The sequence below is a fragment of the Nocardia sp. NPDC056952 genome (genome assembly GCF_042674185.1).
GTDB lineage: Bacteria > Actinomycetota > Actinomycetes > Mycobacteriales > Mycobacteriaceae > Nocardia.
Genome location: NZ_JBHURA010000002.1, coordinates 835876 through 853717 on the forward strand (window position 1 = coordinate 835876; position 17842 = coordinate 853717).

Annotated in this window: 11 protein-coding genes and 1 tRNA gene; 5 read left to right on the forward strand and 7 right to left on the reverse strand. The window is 68.6% G+C overall.

The genetic code is table 11. The features are described from left to right. Positions 1-39: 39 nt before the first annotated feature. Positions 40-606, reverse strand: a complete 567-nt coding sequence (locus tag ACFTS5_RS11105) for a TRM11 family SAM-dependent methyltransferase (protein ID WP_378629829.1) — start codon at positions 604-606, stop codon at positions 40-42. Between the two features lie 261 nt (positions 607-867). After that, positions 868-1074, reverse strand: a complete 207-nt coding sequence (locus ACFTS5_RS11110) for a hypothetical protein (RefSeq protein WP_378629830.1) — start codon at positions 1072-1074, stop codon at positions 868-870. A gap of 49 nt (positions 1075-1123) precedes the next feature. Between ACFTS5_RS11110 and ACFTS5_RS11115 the strand changes: the two genes are divergently transcribed. Then, the gene (locus ACFTS5_RS11115; RefSeq protein ID WP_378629832.1) at positions 1124-1834 is read left to right on the forward strand and encodes a hypothetical protein; all 711 of its coding nucleotides are present in this window, start codon (positions 1124-1126) and stop codon (positions 1832-1834) included. 468 nt (positions 1835-2302) lie between these two features. Here the strand turns inward: ACFTS5_RS11115 and ACFTS5_RS11120 are convergent. Further along, a tRNA-Leu gene (locus ACFTS5_RS11120) sits at positions 2303-2384 on the reverse strand. A 373-nt stretch (positions 2385-2757) separates the two neighbouring features. Between ACFTS5_RS11120 and ACFTS5_RS11125 the strand changes: the two genes are divergently transcribed. Together ACFTS5_RS11125 and ACFTS5_RS11130 are read left to right on the forward strand one after the other, a co-directional pair. Then, a complete protein-coding gene (locus tag ACFTS5_RS11125) occupies positions 2758-12084 on the forward strand; it encodes a fatty acid synthase subunit beta domain-containing protein (protein ID WP_378629834.1) in 9327 nt (3108 codons plus the stop codon). An 11-nt stretch (positions 12085-12095) separates the two neighbouring features. Then, entirely contained in the window at positions 12096-12524 is a 429-nt protein-coding gene (locus tag ACFTS5_RS11130) for a holo-ACP synthase (protein ID WP_378629835.1), read from the forward strand. Positions 12525-12537: 13 nt separating this feature from the next. Here the strand turns inward: ACFTS5_RS11130 and ACFTS5_RS11135 are convergent, their stop codons facing one another. Next, a complete protein-coding gene (locus ACFTS5_RS11135) occupies positions 12538-13158 on the reverse strand; it encodes a TetR family transcriptional regulator (protein ID WP_378630031.1) in 621 nt (206 codons plus the stop codon). A 319-nt stretch (positions 13159-13477) separates the two neighbouring features. Here ACFTS5_RS11135 and ACFTS5_RS11140 point away from each other — a divergent pair, with 319 nt between their 5' ends. Continuing rightward, on the forward strand, positions 13478-14698 hold the full coding sequence (locus ACFTS5_RS11140) for a hypothetical protein (protein ID WP_378629838.1): 1221 nt from the start codon (positions 13478-13480) through the stop codon (positions 14696-14698). A gap of 48 nt (positions 14699-14746) precedes the next feature. Here ACFTS5_RS11140 and ACFTS5_RS11145 read toward each other — a convergent pair whose 3' ends face one another. Then, positions 14747-15514 (reverse strand): ABC transporter permease, encoded by a 768-nt coding sequence (locus ACFTS5_RS11145; RefSeq protein ID WP_378629840.1) that lies wholly within the window; start codon positions 15512-15514, stop codon positions 14747-14749. After that, positions 15511-16473, reverse strand: a complete 963-nt coding sequence (locus tag ACFTS5_RS11150; protein WP_378629843.1) for an ATP-binding cassette domain-containing protein — start codon at positions 16471-16473, stop codon at positions 15511-15513. The genes ACFTS5_RS11145 and ACFTS5_RS11150 overlap by 4 nt, the downstream gene beginning before the upstream one ends. Positions 16474-16583: 110 nt before the next feature. Between ACFTS5_RS11150 and ACFTS5_RS11155 the strand changes: the two genes are divergently transcribed. Then, the gene (locus ACFTS5_RS11155) at positions 16584-17309 is read left to right on the forward strand and encodes a TetR/AcrR family transcriptional regulator (protein ID WP_378629846.1); all 726 of its coding nucleotides are present in this window, start codon (positions 16584-16586) and stop codon (positions 17307-17309) included. Here ACFTS5_RS11155 and bcp read toward each other — a convergent pair. Continuing rightward, complete coding sequence (gene bcp, locus ACFTS5_RS11160; protein ID WP_101468144.1) at positions 17306-17779, reverse strand: thioredoxin-dependent thiol peroxidase; 474 nt, start codon at positions 17777-17779, stop codon at positions 17306-17308. The two genes, ACFTS5_RS11155 and bcp, sit on opposite strands and share 4 nt — an antisense overlap. Between the last annotated feature and the right edge of the window lie 63 nt (positions 17780-17842).

Sequence of the window (17842 nt, forward strand, 5' to 3'; positions counted from 1 at the left end):
TGACAAGTTCTGCGTGTTGTCGCCAGGGGCGGGCGGTGATCACGATGTGGCCGCCGGGGCGGAGGTAGGTAGCGGCTTCGGTGGGGATGCGGGTGAAGCCGGAGAGTAGGCGGTTGAGGCCGACGTTGCCGAAGTTGCCGCGGTCGAGGACGGCACCGTAGCGGTGGTTGCGTTTGTGGACGCTTTGCCGGGGCCGGTGGTGAGGTGTCCGTGGGTGGAGTCGCCGTAGGGCGGTGAGGTGATGATCAGGTCGACCGCGCCTCGGTCAGTCTCGGGGAGAACGGTGGAGAGTTTGCGGGCGTCGCCGGTGAATACGTGGGCGTCGTGTTCGATTCCGTCGGTGCGGGCGATGTCGATGTTGGTGCGGGCGATGTTGGCCCAGCGTTGTTCGTATTCGACGCCGAGGGCGCGGCGCCCTGCGTGGAGGGCTTCGACGATGGTGGTGCCGATGCCGCACATCGGGTCCAGAACGAGGTCGCCGGGGCGGGTGTAGTGGGTGATGGCGTGGGCGGCGATGGCGGGCAGCATTTTCGCTGGGTGGGCGGTGCTGTCGGGGTGGTAGCGCCCGGCGCGTTGTCGGGCGGGCGTGGACTGGCGGTGGCCCACACCGAGACTGCGCGTGCACCGGCGTTGTCGCTGGAGCCGAACGGACTGGCGTGCTTGAGGGATGTGCTCATCGACGGCAGCTCTTTCAGACTGGGCGCGGCGACTACCGCGCCGGCGGATCGAAGCGTCAGGCGGCGGTGCGGGGTTGTAGGAAGACGAGGACATCGGCGTGCGCTTTTCGGTGCCGAGGCGCGCTAGGGGACTGCTTGTGGACGCATCGGCGCGGGCCCGTGATGGTGTCGTCGGTGATCGGGACGGCGACTATGTGTCGAAGTAGAGCAGGTCGGCGTTCTGCCCGGCGGTGACGACGGGGCCGGTCGGGTCGATGAGTGTGCCGTCGCTGGTGTGGGTGCAGCGGGTGAGCGCGACGAGTACGCCGCCTTCGGCGAGGTCGTCGGCGGCCAGTGCCGCGAGCTGGGCGGCCGCTCCTGCGGGGGCGGCCCGACCTGTCGGTAGCCGCTGGGACACTGTCGCTGCTGTCCAGCTTGATTCGTAGAGACCATGAGAGCGGCCGTAGATGACTATCACGCAATGGATCTTCACGCTGTTCGTAGGGCTTCCTGCCTCATTGCTCGCATTGCGCACCTTCCGTTTCGAGAGGCCAGCACTCGGCACTAATGCCGAGCACAGGCTCCTGCGCCGAATCGATCACGAGCAGAAGAAAATTGATGGTTTGGAGGACAACTGTCCACCTGAAACGAGGCTGAAGAAAGCCCGGTTGCAACGCGAGCTCGCGGCCATCGATCATGTGGTCACGGAGGACTCTGAAGACTGGCTCATCGCCAGGGCCGCCCTGATCTGTCTGCTACCCATGGCGGTGATCACGGTTATTCAGCTCAGATCCGCGCCAGGAAGCGACCAGGCATGGACGGCGGTTGCCTTGTGGTGGTTGGTGATCGTGCTGATTATGCCCGCGGTGAACGTTCGGACCCGCTTGAGCGCCAGGAGGAGCCTCTACACCCGCCTCGGCAACCGCGATGATTTACCCAAGATTCCCGAGGTGTCTCCGTGGCCACTGATCTCACGCACCCCCCGCCGGATACTGATCCACAAATGGATGATCGAGGCGACCAGCCATGCAGGCAACGACATCTCACTCGTGACGAACGCGGACATCGCTCGCATCAACGCGGCGATCGCCGAATGGAGTGCAAATCCTTGGTGGAAGCCCATGCGGCGAAGGCTCGATGCGGTGCTCGCCAGGCTCGGGCAGGCGATTAACCACTGATCACAGCGCGCCCGGCCCGCTGCGCACGCAGGCGCCTGAGGTTATGCCATGTCGGCTGTAGAGGTGTCTGGTGGTGGAGGTTGGGTCGAAAGTGAAGGTAAATCGCGTGTTTGGCGTGCAAACACGCACGTGAATAGTGTGTGCTCCCCGCGCGAGCGAGGATGAGGCCGGTCGTCGCTCTATCGGTCCACGCCGGATCGGTGCTCCTCAGGTTCGATCTGTCGCAGCTAGGGGTCGTTGGCGAGGTCGGATCCGCGGTCGACCGGCTATCTACCTGCGAATCTTGGTCGTCGGTGCGAACACGCCCGTGTGGAGTGGAACGTGGCGGTACGCGTGCAAGAGGGGGTCTCGTGTACCGCTCTACCACGTTTTCGCGTCACATCTGTCGCATCTACGTGCTCAAGTGGGGCGATAGGGGCTCTCCACCACGTTTTTGCGTCATATCTGACGCAAAAACGTGCAAGAGAGTGCGCGAGAGGGGACTTGAACCCCTACGTCCGTGGACACCAGAACCTAAATCTGGCGCGTCTGCCAATTTCGCCACTCGCGCTTGGATGTGTACGACCGTCCAAACTCTACCGGGCGAATCGGGCTTCGCGAAGCGTTGGGGCGGCGTGGCGTACTCGTGGGTAACACGACCTGGGGTTATAACGATTCGGTAACCCTCAATATGAGGGGCACTCATGTTTGAGAACTCGGGTAACAGGCCGGACCTGCGCGTTCAAACATGAGGCTGCGTCATGTTTCAGAAGATTTTGGTACGGACGTACAGAAATACTGGAGAGTAGCCCGCTATCGGGCCAGAAACGTGAGGCTTTCCTCATGATTTTGTGCGATTGTGGCTCTCAACAGGCCCGAGGGGCTGCCGGAAACGTGTGCGTGCCGTCGGTGGGCGACACGCCAGGAGAAGGAAGTCGAGCGTCTTGACGATCAACGAGAGCACCGAAATCGGCATGGGAGCGACCGCGAGCGCCAATGGTCGTGGCCAGGCGAGAGGTGTCCGCGCGGCGCTGCTGGAGCAGCTGCGCACCGGGGCGGGATACGCGTTGGCGTTCGGTGGACAGGGTGCGCAGTGGCTGCGCGAGCTCGAGGAGATCGGGCGCGACAGCGCGCTGGAGCCCGAGCTGACCGCGCTGGTCAATGACGCGGCCGTGCTGCTCGAGCCGGTTGCGACACAGTTGCTGGTGGTGCGCCCCGGCGGTTTCGACCCGATGGGCTGGGTGCTCGAGAGCGAGCTCGACGAGCCGGAGGAGCCGTCCTCGGCGCCCTCGGAGTCGGTGCTGCGCTCGGTGGCCGTCTCCATGCCCGGCGTACTGCTGGCCCAGCTGGCCGCGACCAGGGCATTGCGCTTGCAGGGTCTCGACCCGGCCGAGCACGCGCCCGTCGCGATCGTCGGACACTCGCAGGGGCTGTTCGCCGCCGCCGCGGTCGAAGCGGGCGGCACGCGTGACGCGGAGCTGCTGGCCATCGCCCAGCTCGTCGGCGCCGCTGCCGGGCTCGTCGCGCGCAGGCGTGGACTGATGCCGGTGGGTGAGCGCTCGCCGATGGTGGCGGTGTCGAACGTGGATCCCGAACAGCTGCGGGCGATCGTCGCAGAGGTGGCCGAAGGAGTCGACCCCGCGATCGCCGCGGTCGTGTCGATCCGCAACGGACGCAGGCGCGTCGTGCTCTCGGGTGCGCCCGCGCAGATCGATCGAGTGCGCACGCGTTGCGCGCAGCTGCACGACGAGCAGACCCGTGAGCGCGAGAGCAAGGCCCGCGGTGGCGCGGTCTTCGCGCCCGTGTTCGAGGACATCTCCGTCGACGTCGCCTTCCACCACCCGGCACTCGCCGAGACCGTCGAACTGGTCGCGGGCTGGGCCCGTCAGTGCGAGATCGACGCCGACCTCGCCGCCGCCCTGACCCAGCAGGTGCTCGTCGACCCGATCGACTGGGTCGCCACCGTCGACGCCGTGGTCGACGCGGGCGCGCAGTGGATCCTCGACCTTGGCCCCGGCGACCTGCTCTCGCGGGTGACCGGCGGCTCGCTCAAGGGCACCGGTGTCGGTGTGATCGCCGCCGCCACCCGCGCCGGTCAGCGCAGCCTGCTCACCCCGGGCGCCGCGCCCGAGGCGTCGACGCCGTGGTCGGCGTTCGCGCCGAAGCCGGTGCGTCTGCCCAACGGCCGCATCGTCGTCGAGACCGCGTTCACCAAGCTCACCGGTCGCTCGCCGATCCTGCTGGCCGGCATGACCCCGACCACCGTCGACGCGAAAATCGTCGCGGCCGCGGCCAATGCGGGCCACTGGGCCGAGCTGGCCGGTGGCGGACAGGTCACCGAGCAGATCTTCGCCGACCGGGTGACCGAGCTGCGTCAGCTGCTGCAGCCGGGCCGCGCGGTGCAGTTCAATTCGCTGTTCCTCGACCCCTACCTGTGGAAGCTGCAGCTCGGCGGCAAGCGCCTGGTGCAGAAGGCACGGGCCGCGGGTGCGCCGATCGACGGCGTGATCGTCACCGCGGGCATCCCCGAACTCGACGAGGCCGTCGCCCTGATCGGTGAGCTGTCCGAGGCCGGCATCAGCCATGTCGCGTTCAAGCCGGGCACCGTCGCCCAGATCAAGGCCGTGCTGCGCATCGCCGACGCGGTCCCGGACTACCCGGTGATCATGCACATCGAAGGCGGCAAAGCGGGCGGGCACCATTCCTGGGAAGACCTCGACGACCTGCTGCTGGCCACGTATGCCCAGCTGCGCGGCCAGGCCAACGTGGTGATCTGTGTCGGCGGCGGCATCGGCACCCCCGAACGCGCCACCGACTACCTCACGGGCACCTGGTCCACCGGCTACGGCTACCCGCTGATGCCCCTCGACGGCGTGCTCGTCGGCACCGCGGCCATGGCGACCCTGGAAGCCACCACCGCCCCCGCGGTGAAGCAGCTGCTGGTCGACACCCCCGGCACCCCCGATTGGGTCGGTGCGGGCACGGCCAGCGGCGGAATGGCCTCCGGGCGAAGCCAATTGGGCGCCGACATCCACGAGATCGACAACGCCGCCTCGCGCACCGGCCGCCTGCTCGACGAGGTCGCGGGCGATGCCGAGGCCGTGGCGAGCCGTCGCGCCGAGATCATCGCGGCGCTCGACGCCACCGCCAAGCCCTACTTCGGCGACGTCGCCACCATGACCTACCAGCAGTGGCTGGAACGCTACGTCTCGCTGGCTGTGTCGAGCGAGGTGCCGATCTCGTTCGACTGCGGCAGCGATATCGGCGACGCGATCCGCGACGCCACCCGCTCGGACTGGCTCGACATCAGCTGGCGCGACCGGTTCGCGGAGATGATGCGCCGCACCGAATCCCGGCTCAACCCGGCCGACCGCGGCGAGATCGAAACCCTGTTCGCCGACGACGACGCCTTCGAGCACCCGGTGCAGGCGTTGTGCGAGCTGAAGAAGCAGTACCCGACCGTCGCGGACACCGTGCTGCACCCGGCAGACGTGCCGTTCTTCGTCTCCCTGTGCAAGACGCCGGGCAAGCCGGTGAACTTCGTGCCCGTCGTCGATGCCGATGTGCGTCGCTGGTGGCGTTCGGATTCGCTGTGGCAGGCCCATGATCCGCGCTACTCGGCCGATCAGGTGTGCGTCATTCCCGGCACCGTCGCCGTCGCGGGCATCACCCGCGTGGACGAGCCGGTCGGCGAACTGCTCGACCGCTTCGAACAGGACACCGCGTACAGCCTGGTCAGGGCCGGTGTCGTGCCCGAGCCGGTGGACGCGCGCCGCGTCGCCGGTGTAGTGGCGGGAGCGATCGACACCGTGCTCGCCGCCCCCGACGTGCAGTGGGCCGGTCGCACCACCGTCAACCCGGTGCACCGCCTGGGTGACATCTCGGAGTGGACCGTCGAGCAGGGGAGCGCGGTGCATCAGAGCACCGGTGCCACGCTGACCGAAACCACCGGTCCCGAAAGCGAATTCAGCTACGTGGAGCTGTCGGTGCCGCTGGCCCGCGACTCCGTGCGGATCCGCATCACCGTGCCCGCGAGCGTGTACTCCGGTGGCGCGCCGGTGATCACCGACGCCGACGCCGAAACCGCGATGTCGGCACTGCTCGGCGTCGCCGCCGGGAAGTCGCTGCCCGAGGTGAAAGCCGGTGTGGCACACCTCAACCTGGCGTGGATGCCGGACCTGATCGCCGACCACGCCGGTGTCACCGGCTCCGGCCTGCCCGACACCCTCAGCACCCTCGGCCGCACCGCCCCCGATGTGCTGGTCGGCGCCTGCTGGCCCGCGGTCTTCGCGGTGCTCGGCGCGGCCCGCACCCCGGTCGGTGGCTGCGTCATCGAGGGCATGCTCGACCTGGTCCACCTCGATCACCAGATCGAACTGCTGAACGAATTGCCCGCCGAGACGAGCATTCTCGTCGTTCGCGCCGAAGGCGGCGCGGTGGTCGACACCGACATGGGCCGTGTGGTCGAGGTCGTGGTGAACATCGGCCTGATCCTGGACCAGGGACTCGACGCCACCCCGCTGGCCCGCCTCGTCGAACGCTTCGCCATCCGCGGCCGCAACGGCGCGGGCGAGCTCACCGATCCGCCGCGTGCGGCCGGTGCGGTGTCCGGCACCGCCACCGACACCCCGCGCCGTCGTCGTCGCGACGTGCAGATGGCCGCCCCGCGCGCCATGCACGCCTTCGCCGCGGTCTCCGGTGACCACAATCCGATCCACACCTCCGACGCCGCCGCCAAGCTGGCCGGCCTCGGCAGCCCGATCGTGCACGGCATGTGGCTCTCGGCCGCCGCCCAGCACGCGGTGGTCGCCGTGGATCCCGAAAGCTCCGTTCCCGCACGCACTCTCACGGCATGGACCACCCGGTTCCTCGGCATGGTGCGCCCCGGCGCGACCGTGGACGTGCGGGTGGAGCGGATCGCGGTGGACGCGGGCGCCGAGATCGTCGAGGTCTCCTGCCGCGTCGACGGTGACCTGGTCATGACCGCGACCGGGCGCACCGCCGCCCCGAAGACCGTGTACGCCTTCCCGGGCCAGGGCATCCAGCGCAAGGGGATGGGCCTGGACGCGCTGACCCGCTCGAAGGCGGCCAAGCGGGTGTGGGAGCGTGCCGACGCGCACACCCGTGACGCCCTCGGTTTCTCGATCCTGGCGGTGGTGCGCGACAACCCGACCTATCTCAAGGCGCGCGGCGTCGAACACCGGCACCCGGACGGCGTGCTGCACCTGACCCAGTTCACCCAGGTCGCCATGGCCACCCTCGGTGTCGCCCAGGTCGCCGAGTTGCGGGAAGCGGGCGCGTTCGTCGAAGGTGCGATGCTGGCCGGCCACTCGGTCGGCGAGTACAACGCCCTCGCCGCCGTCGCCGGTGTGCTGCCCCTGGAGGCCGTGCTCGAGGTGGTGTTCCAGCGTGGCTCGGCCATGCACGAGCTCGTGCCGCGTGACGCGCAGGGCCGCAGCGACTATCGGATGGCCGCCATCCGTCCGTCGCAGATCGGGCTGCCCGACGCCGAGGTGATCGACTTCGTCAACGGCATCGGCGAACAGACCGGTGAATTCCTCGAGGTGGTGAACCTGAACCTGCGCGGCTCCCAGTACGCCATCGCGGGCACGGTCGCCGGGCTCGAAGCGCTCGAGACCGAAATCGATCGCCGCCGTGCCGAATACGGTGGCAAGCGGGCCTTCATCCTGGTGCCCGGCATCGACGTGCCGTTCCACTCCTCGGTGCTGCGCGACGGTGTGCCGGAGTTCCGGCACAAGCTCGAACAACTGCTGCCCGCCGAGGTGCACCCGGAAGTCCTGGTCGGACGCTACATCCCGAACCTGGTGCCCCGCCCGTTCTCCCTGGACCGCGCGTTCCTCGCCGAGATCGCCGAACTCGTGCCCTCGGAGCCGCTTGTTGCCGTGCTGGCCGACTTCGACAGCTGGGCCACGCGCGATGCCGAGCTGTGCCGCGTAGTGCTGATCGAGCTGCTGGCCTGGCAGTTCGCCAGCCCGGTGCGCTGGATCGAGACCCAGGATCTGCTGTTCACCGACACCGCGCACGGCGGTCTCGGCGTCGAGCGCTTCGTCGAAATCGGCCTCGGCGCCACCCCGACGGTGGCGAACCTGGCCTCGCAGACGCTGAAGCTGCCCGCGTTCGGCGGGGCGACCGTGGAGGTCGTCAACGTGGAACGTGACGCGGCGGTCGTCTACTCCACCGATACCGATCCGGCCCCGGTCGACGACATCGACGAGACTCCGGTCGAAGCCGCGGCCGCGCCGGCCGCGGCGGCACCCGTCGCCGCCGCCGCTCCGGTGGCGACCGGCGGCCCGCGACCCGACGACATCGCCTTCAGCGCCGCCGACGCCACCCGTGTGCTCATCGCGCTGTGGACGAAGCTGCGGATGGACCAGATCGGCCCGGTCGACACCATCGAAGGGCTCTGCGACGGCGTCTCCTCGCGCCGCAACCAGCTGCTCGTCGACCTCGGCGCCGAACTGTCCCTCGGTGCCATCGACGGTGCTGCCGACGCCGACATGGGCGCGCTGGCCGCCACGGTCGAACGCCTGGCCCGCACCTATAAGCCCTTCGGCAGCGTGCTCACCGACTCCATCGGCGACCACCTGCGCAAGGTCTTCGGCCCGTCGGGCAAGCGGCCCGCCGCCATCGCCGACCGGGTCAAGAAGGTCTGGGAACTCGGCGACGGCTGGGCGAGCCACGTCACCGCGGAGGTCTCGCTCGGCACCCGCGAAGGCGCCAGCGTGCGCGGTGGTGACCTCGGCGGTCTCGCCGGTGGTGCGCTCAGCGATGCCGCCTCGGTCGACGCCGCTATCGACGCGGCCGTGCAGGCCGTGGCAGCACGGCGCGGTGTCTCGGTCTCGATGCCCTCGGCGGGTGGCGCGGCAGGCGGCACCGTCGACGCGGCGGCGCTGGGCGAGTTCACCGAGCAGATCACCGGACGCGACGGCGTGCTCGCCACCGCGGCGCGGGTGGTGCTCGAGCAACTCGGCCTCAGCGAGAAGATCAGTGCTCCCGAGGCGACTCCCGACACTCTCGCGGACCTCGTCTCGGCCGAATTGGGTTCGGACTGGCCGCGTCTGGTCGCCCCCGCGTTCGACGCCCGCAAGGCCGTCCTCATCGACGACCGGTGGGCCACCGCCCGCGAGGATCTCGCGAAGATGTGGCTCGGCGACGACGCCACCACCGCGGAACAGTCGATCGACGGATTCGCCGGCGCGGGTGAAGCCGTGGCTGCCCAGGCGAACTGGTGGCGGCAGCGGGCCATGCACGAGGCCCGTTCGGTGCTGGCCGGGGTGTACGCGCAGATCGCGAAGGCCGCGCTCGACACCACCGAGCCCGGTCTGTGGTCCGACGACCTCGCCGTGATCACCGGCGCCAGCAAGGGCTCCATCGCGGCAGCGGTCACCGGCAAGCTCCTGTCCGGCGGCGCGACCGTGGTGGTCACCACGTCGGGTCTCAACGACGAGCGGCTGCGGTTCTACCGCTCGCTCTACCGCGACAACGCCCGCCACGGCGCGGCGCTGTGGGTGGTCCCGGCGAACATGGCCTCCTACCAGGACCTCGACGCGCTGATCGAATGGGTCGGCACCGAACAGGTCGACAACGCGGGCGGCGCCAAGATCAAGGTCAAGGACGCGATGACCCCGACGATGCTGCTGCCGTTCGCGGCGCCGCGTGTCGCCGGAGACCTCGCCGACGCGGGCGCCCGCGCCGAAATGGAAATGCGCGTGCTGCTGTGGTCGGTGGAACGGCTGATCGGCGGCCTGTCCGCCCTCGGCGCCGACCACGACGTCGACGCGAAACTGCATGTGGTGCTGCCGGGTTCGCCCAACCGTGGCCTCTTCGGCGGCGACGGCGCGTACGGCGAGTCCAAGGCCGCCCTCGACGCGGTGGTCTTGAAGTGGAAGGCCGAGAAGTCCTGGGCCGAACGCGTCACCCTGGTGCACGCGCTGATCGGCTGGGTGCGCGGCACCGGGCTGATGGGCCACAACGACCCGATGGTCGAGGCGGTCGAGAAGGCGGGCGTGCACACCTGGTCGACCGACGAGATGGCCGACGAACTGCTCAAGTGGTGCACCTCGCGCGCGCGTCAGGTGACGATCACCGGCCCGCAGCAGATCGACCTCACCGGTGGTCTGGCGCGTGCCAAGCTCGACCTGCCCGCGCTCGCCAAGCAGGCGCAGGAGGCCGCGGCCGAGAAGGTCGAAGAAGCCGCCACCGCCGCGACGATCGCCGCTCTGCCCGCCCCGCCGACCCTGAGTTCGGCACTGCCGGTGCCGGAGTGGGCCCCGGTCACCGCGGAGCTGAGCGACATGGTCGTGATCGTCGGCGCCGGTGAGCTCGGGCCCTACGGCTCCTCGCGCACCCGCTTCGAGATGGAGGTCGAAGACGAACTGTCGGCCGCCGGTGTGCTCGAGCTGGCCTGGACCACCGGTCTGATCCGCTGGGAGAACGAACCCAAGCCCGGCTGGTACGACACCGAATCCGGTGACTTCGTGCCGGAATCGGAAGTCGCGGAGCGGTACCACGACACCGTGGTCGAACGCTGCGGTGTGCGCCGCTACGAAGACGACGGCGCCATGCTCGACAACGCGGCCCCGCTGCTCACCTCGGTGTTCCTCGATCAGGACCTGTCGTTCACCGTCGCCGGCGAGGCGGAGGCCCGCGCCTTCCACACCGCCGATCCCGAGCACACCGTCATCGCGCCGGTCGCCGATTCCAGCGACTGGACCGTGACCCGTCAGGCGGGCACCGAGATCCGGGTGCCGCGCAAGGCGAAGCTGTCGCGCGTGGTCGGCGGTCAGATCCCGACCGGCTGGGATCCCACCATCTGGGGCGTCTCGGCCGACATGGCCGCCTCGATCGACCGGGTCGCGCTGTGGAACATCGTCTGCACCGTCGACGCGTTCGTCGGCGCGGGCTTCAGCCCCGACGAGCTGATGAGCTGGGTGCACCCGAGTCTGGTGGCCAACACTCAGGGCACCGGCATGGGTGGCATGTCTTCGATGCGCTCGCTCTACGTCGACAACCTGCTCGGCGAACCTCGCCCGAACGACATCCTGCAAGAAGCGCTGCCCAACGTCGCACTGGCGCACGTGGTGCAGTCCTACGTCGGCAGCTACGGCGCCATGGTGCACCCGGTCGCGGCCTGCGCCACGGCGGCGGTCTCGGTCGAGGAAGGCGTCGACAAGATCCGGCTCGGTAAGGCCGAGGTCGTGGTCGCCGGTGGCTTCGACGATCTGGGTATCGAAGGCATCGTCGGCTTCGGTGACATGTCGGCCACCGCCGACTCGGCGAGCATGCGCGCCAAGGGAATCAGCGACCGCTACTTCTCCCGCGCCAACGATCGTCGCCGCGGCGGGTTCGTCGAATCGCAGGGTGGCGGCACCGTGCTGCTGGCCCGTGGTGACGTGGCCGTGGAGATGGGTCTGCCGGTGCTGGGCGTCGTCGCCTTCGCCCAGTCCTTCGCCGACGGCGTGCACACCTCCATCCCGGCACCGGGTCTCGGTGCGCTGGGTGCGGGGCGAGGCGGGCGCGAGTCGCGACTGGCGGCCGAACTGCGCAAGCTCGGCGTGACCCCCGACGACATCGCGGTGATCTCCAAGCACGACACCTCCACCGCGGCCAACGACCCCAACGAGTCGGAGCTGCACGAGCGGCTGGCGGGCGCGCTGGGTCGCACCGAGGGCGCACCGCTGTTCGTGGTCTCGCAGAAGAGCCTCACCGGGCACGCCAAGGGCGGCGCGGCGGCGTTCCAGCTCATCGGCCTGTGCCAGGTGCTGGAAAACGGTGTGGTGCCGCCGAACCGGAGCCTGGACTGCGTCGACGAGAAGATGGCGGGCTACCCGCACCTGGTGTGGGCGCGTGAGCCGCTGCGCTTCGGCGAGAAGTTCGCGCTGAAGGCGGGTCTGGTGACCTCGCTCGGCTTCGGTCACGTGTCCGGCCTGCTCGCGGTGGTGCATCCGCAGGCGTTCCTGGCCGCGATCGAACCGGCCGCGCGGGCGGAGTACCAGGAGCGGGCGCAGACGCGTCAGCTCGCGGGCAGGCAGCGGTTCGCCGAGGCCATGTGCGGCGGGTCGGCACTGTACGAGAAGCCGGCCGATCGCCGACTGGGCGCCGACGGCACGCCGGCCAAGCAGATCCGTCAGCTCGAGGCCGACATGCTGCTCTCGCCGCAGGCGCGGCTGGACAGCGACGGCGTCTACAGCGCGAGCGGATGGGGTTGCGGCACCGGGCAAATCACCCCGCAGCCGACCGAAGCGTCGTAGGCTGCCGCTTCGTGACGATTCTCGGTATCGGCTTGGACTTGGTGACCATCTCCGAGTTCGCCGAACAGCTGCAACGGCCCGGGTCGACCATGCTCAGGGAGACATTCACCGCTGGTGAGCGTCGCTACTGCCAGAGCAAGCAGACCGACCCGGCCCGCAGCTTCGCCGCACGCTGGGCCGCGAAGGAGGCGGTGCTCAAAGCCTGGGCATCGTCTCGTTTCGCCCGCAGTCCGCAGATCGGCGACAACCCGTATCCGCTCATCGAAGTCGTCAACGACGCGTGGGGCAGGCCCAGCATCAAACTCCACGGTCTCGCCGCGGAGTTCCTGCCCCGCGTCCGAGTGCACCTCTCCCTGACCCACGACGGTGATACCGCCGCGGCGATGGTGGTGCTGGAGGATCCGGGCGAACTGGCCGATCTGATCGACGGCCGGGGCTAGAAATCGCGAACCGCTACTCTTCGTCGGCGGTTCGCGATTCTTTTTCCGCCACCAGCAGATACGCCACCATGAGGCGCTTGAGTTCGGCGACCGCGTCGGTATTCGACTGATTTTCCTGCACCGAGAAATTCAGCATCGAATACACGACGTGCACCAGCACTTCGGCCATCATCGTGCGCCGGGCGCGTGGGGTGCGCGGTGTCAGCGGCCGCAGCATCTGCGAGACGACCGCGGCGAATTCCTTTTCGTGCAGCGCGCCTGTCGCCCGTGTGGACGGGGTCGACTGCATCGCCAGCCACACTTCGCGCCGTGACGGGTCGGTGGTCCACAGATTCGCCATGTGGTCGACGAACTGGTTCATGTGCCGCAACCAGTCCAGCGAGGGCACTTCACCGTGGAAGTCGGCCAGCTCGCGGGAAACCGCAACCAGGTCTTGCCGATTGAGTTCACAGACGATCACGTACTTGTTGGCGAAGAACTGATACAGCGTGCCGATGGGCACCTCGGCGCGCTGGGCGACCTCTTCACAGGTGAACGACTCGAAACCCACTTCGACCAGCAACTCGCGCGAGGACGCCAGCAGCGCGTCGAATTTGCGCTTGCTGCGCTCCTGCGTCGGCCGCTTGCGCGGCATCAACTCCTGGGGGTCGTCCTGCAATTCCAGCGCAGGGTCCGGACGGCTCTGCGGTGACCGGGCCTGCGCGTGTACTTCCACCCATCCAGGCTAGCGGTATACACAGATCCGCGACACGCCTCTACCGACAGCGTGTCAACAACTGGCCGAAATCCCGACCCATCCATGCCCTGACCGGTGACGAATCATCAGATAAGTGTGCGTCTATCTGCACGCTTATTCGCGGCTAGCCAGCTCACGCCGCACCAGACCTACCGCGAAGTGACGGACCCTGCGTGGTCCCGTCCCGCACCGTTTCGCACAGGGGAAGGCAAGACTTGTGGCAGCAGGATCTGTGGTAACCCTCGGCGTCAGCACCGAACGGGGAGCCGTGCACGCGGTGGCGTTCGCCGAATCGGGCGTCACTCTCACGGATCGGATGCTGCTGCGGCGCACCGTCCGTGCCAAGGGAGACGGTAAGGCCGAAGTGGCGGCAGCGGTACACACCGCCCTCGACGCGATCGCGGCCGAGCTCGATGACGAGCACGAGATCGCCGGGGTGGCAGTGAGTTACCGCGACGCCGTCGAACGGCGCGCGATCGTGACCCGCCTGGCGGAGACGGAATGGCGCACGGCCTCGCTGGTTTCGGCGAAATCGTCGCATCTGTTCGTCGCGGGCGCGATGACCTGGCTCGACGAGTTCGACAATCTGCTCGTCTACGAGGCGGTGCCCGGCTACCAGGCGATGACACTGATCGACCAGGGTCGTCACCGTGTGCTCGCCGCCTACTCGCAGACCGGCGCACCCACACCCGACGCATTGCGCGCCGGTGTGTCGGCGGCGTGGGATCAGTTCGAGGCGGCGTCGGTGAAGCCGGCCGCGGTGGTGCTGGTCGGCTCGTCGTCGGACGCACCCGCGGTGCGCGACGCGGTCGCCGGATTCGGGGTGCCGGTGCTGCCGTGCCGGTTGGCGCCGTTCGCGCCCGCCGCCGGTGCCGCGCTGGTGGCGCTCGGCGATACGGTCGTGGTGCCGATCTCCACCGGGTCGCGGTCCAAGCGGGGGACGGCGATGGTCGCCGCGGCGGCGAGTGTGCTCGCGGGCGGGCTCGTCGCGGGTGGTTCGTACGCGGTGATCAACAGCGGGCCGCCCGCGGTCGACAACACGGCCGTGTCGTCGGAGCCCGGTGCCGCGTCGGCGCCGGTCATTCCGCAAGCCCCCCAGACACACGAAGCCGCCTCGGTGGAGTCCGGGTCGAGCGGCGGTGTGGGTTCCGGTAGCGGGTTGCAGGTGAGCCCGGCGGAAGAATCGCCCACTTCGCCGTACGAAACGGTGTCGCCGAATCCGCAATTGGTGAACCCGGGCGAGTTCCCGCTCGACTACCCGACCCAGCTGTACGGGGACGCGCCACAGGAAGACCCGCTTCCGCTCGAACCCGCCGTTCCCGTGGTTCCGCAGATTCCCGCCGCCGCACCGACCCTGCCCGGCACCGGCATCCCGCTCGGGATGCAGCCCGCGCAGGCGCCCGTGCCCGACGGTCCGCACACGGCGTCCGCCGACTGATCGTCTTCACACCGAAGGGGCAGCGCACGCGCTGCCCCTTCGGTGTTCTCAGACGTTGGTCTGTCGACGGAACAGCGCCCCCGCCGCGATGTACCCGACGAGCCCGATACCGGCACACCACAGCACCGCGAGCACCCAGCTGTCGCCGATCGGTGTGCCCATCAACAACCCGCGCAGCGTCTCGATCACCGGGGTCACCGGCTGATTCTCGGCGTACCAGTGCAGCCACGTCGGCATCGACGAGGTCGGCACGAACGCCGAACTCACATAGGGCAGGAACATGAACACGAAGGTGAAGCCGTTGGCCGCCTCCGGGTTCGGGGCGAGCAGGCCCAAGGCGGCCGCCAACCACGACAGCGCGAACACGAACATCGCCAGCACACCGAAAACACCCAGCCAGCGCAGTGGATCGGTGGTCGGGCGGAAACCGAGCACCACCGCCACGACGATCACGATCGCGGAGGTGATCAGATTGCGGATCACGCTCTCGGCGACGTGCCCGGTGAGTACCGCCGATCGGGCGATGGCCATGGTGCGGAACCGGTCGATGATGCCCTCGGCGACGTCGGTGGACAGTGCGAGCGCCGTGGTGGACGCCCCGAAGCTCGCACACAGCAGGATGATTCCGGGGACCACGTAGTCGATGTAGGCGCCGGGACCCACGTCCATGGCGCCACCGAAGACGAACACGAACATCAGCAGGATCATCACCGGCAGCACGACCGTCATGATCATGGTGTCGGGGCTGCGCAGGGTGTGGCGGATATTGCGGTCCAGCATGGTGGCCGAATCCTGCAGTGTGCGCGTGGCGTTCATGCCGCGACCTCGGTTCGTCCGGGCTGACCGGTCAACGCGAAGAACACGTCGTCGAGGTCGGGGGTGTGGACAGTGAGCTGCTCGATCGCGATGTCGAGTTCGGCGAAACGGTCGAGTAGCCGCTTGATCTCGTCGGCGCTGCCGTCCGAGGGCACCTGCAGGGTCAGCTGTTCGGGATCGGGGTGGGCACCGGCCGCGGTGTCGAGTGCGTTGGTCGCGGCGGTCAGCAGTCCGCGATCGGCGAAGCGGAACAGGATGTGCCCGCCCGGCACGAGGCGTTTGAGTTCGGCCGGGGTGCCGTCGGCGACGATCCGGCCGTGGTCGAGTACGGCGATCCGGTCGGCGAGCTGATCGGCCTCCTCCAGGTACTGGGTGGTGAGCAGGATGGTTGTCCCCTCGGCCGCCAATTCCCTGATGGCGGACCACAGGTCGCGTCGGCTCCGTGGGTCGAGGCCGGTGGTGGGTTCGTCGAGGAAGACCATGCGTGGCTCGCCCATCAGGCTCATCGCGAGGTCGAGCCTGCGCCGCATGCCACCCGAGTAGGAGGCGACCGGCTTGTCGGCGGCGTCGACGAGGTCGAACCGTTCCAGCAGTGCGGCCCCACGGCGTCGGGTCTCGTCCTTGCCGAGGTGCAGCAGTCTGCCGGTGAGGCGCAGGTTCTCGGCGCCGGTGAGGACCCCGTCGACGGCGGCGTACTGACCGGTGACGCCGATCAGGCGCCGGATCGTATCGGGGGCTTGCGCCAGGTCGTGTTCGAAGAGCCTGATGTCGCCGCGATCGGGCCTGCTGAGCGTGGCCAGGATGCGGACCAGCGTGGTCTTGCCCGCACCGTTGGGTCCGAGCAGGGCGAAGACGGTGCCCGCGGTGATGTCCAGGTCGAGGTCGTCCAGGACGACGTGGGAGCCGTAGGTCTTGTGCAGCCGGCGGATCGAGAGGGCGGGCGGTGGTGGGGATGTCATGAGTTCTCTCCGATCGAGAAACTGTTTATGTAATAAACACAGTTTATAGGCTAAACAGTTCTTGAGCGCAAGAGCGCGCGGGTTAGAGTCGAGACGAGCAGAGGAGGCAGATGACGACGTCCGGCGACATGGCGCTACCGAAAGCGGTCGAGCTGATGTGGGGGCGCGAGCAGCCCGGCGGCAGGGGGCCCAAGCGTGGGCTCACCCTGGATCAGATCCTCGACGCCGCGATCGAAGTGGCCGATGCGGAGGGTTTCGCGGCGCTGTCGATGAATCGGGTCGCCAAGCAGCTCGGCTTCACCGCGATGTCGCTGTACCGGTACGTCGACAGCAAGAACACGCTGGTCGACCTGCTGATGGATCGCGTGGTGGGGGCCCCGCCCGAGATCGCCGCGGGAACGCCGTGGCGGGTCGGTCTCGAGCAGTGGGCGCTGGCCGAGTTCGAGCGGCTCGGCCGTCATCTGTGGTGGTTGGACATCCCGCTGAGCCGGCCGCCGATGGGGCCGAACAACATGGCCTGGCTCGAAACCGCGCTGCAGGTTCTCGCCGAGGCGGCCGTGCCGGAGCCGATCAAGCTCCAGCTGGTGATGAACGTGTCGATGTTCGTGGTCGGTAAACGGCGGTTCCTCCGGGATCTCCAGGAGGAAGAGGGCGGCGACTTCGCCTCGGTGATGGCCAGGGTGCTCGACCCGCAGCGCTTCCCCTCGGTGTCGGCCGCCCTCTCCAACGCCGCGTTCGACGATGACGATATCGACTGGGAGAGAGCCGACTTCGAGTTCGGCCTCGCCCGTTTGCTCGACGGTTACGAGGTCTTCATCGCCACCTTCGGCGACTAGACCGACAGGTCGCGGCGCAACTTCGCGACGTGCCCGGTGGCGCGGACGTTGTACTGGGCCACCTCGATCTTGCCCTGCTCGTCGACCACGAACGTCGAGCGGATCACGCCCGTCACGGTCTTGCCGTACATCATCTTCTCGCCGAAGGCGCCCCATTCTTTGAGCACCTCGCGCTCGGGGTCGGAGAGCAGCGGGAAGGTCAGGCCCTCGTTGTCGCGGAACTTGGCCAGCTTGGCGGGCTTGTCGGGCGAGATGCCGAGCACCTCGAGGCCCGCGCCGCCCAGCTCGGCCAGGTTGTCGCGGAAGTCGCAGGCCTGCTTGGTGCAGCCGGGGGTGCTGGCGGCGGGGTAGAAGTAGACGATCACCTTGCGGCCGCGGTAATCCGACAGCGACACGTCCTTGCCGTCGGCGTCGGGCAGCGTGAATTCGGGGGCGGTGTCTCCGGGGGAGAGGCGATGGTTGTCGGTCACCACCGCACGGTAACCGACCGGGTCCGCGAGGCGCATGGATAGACTCGGTGACGAGCAGCAGAC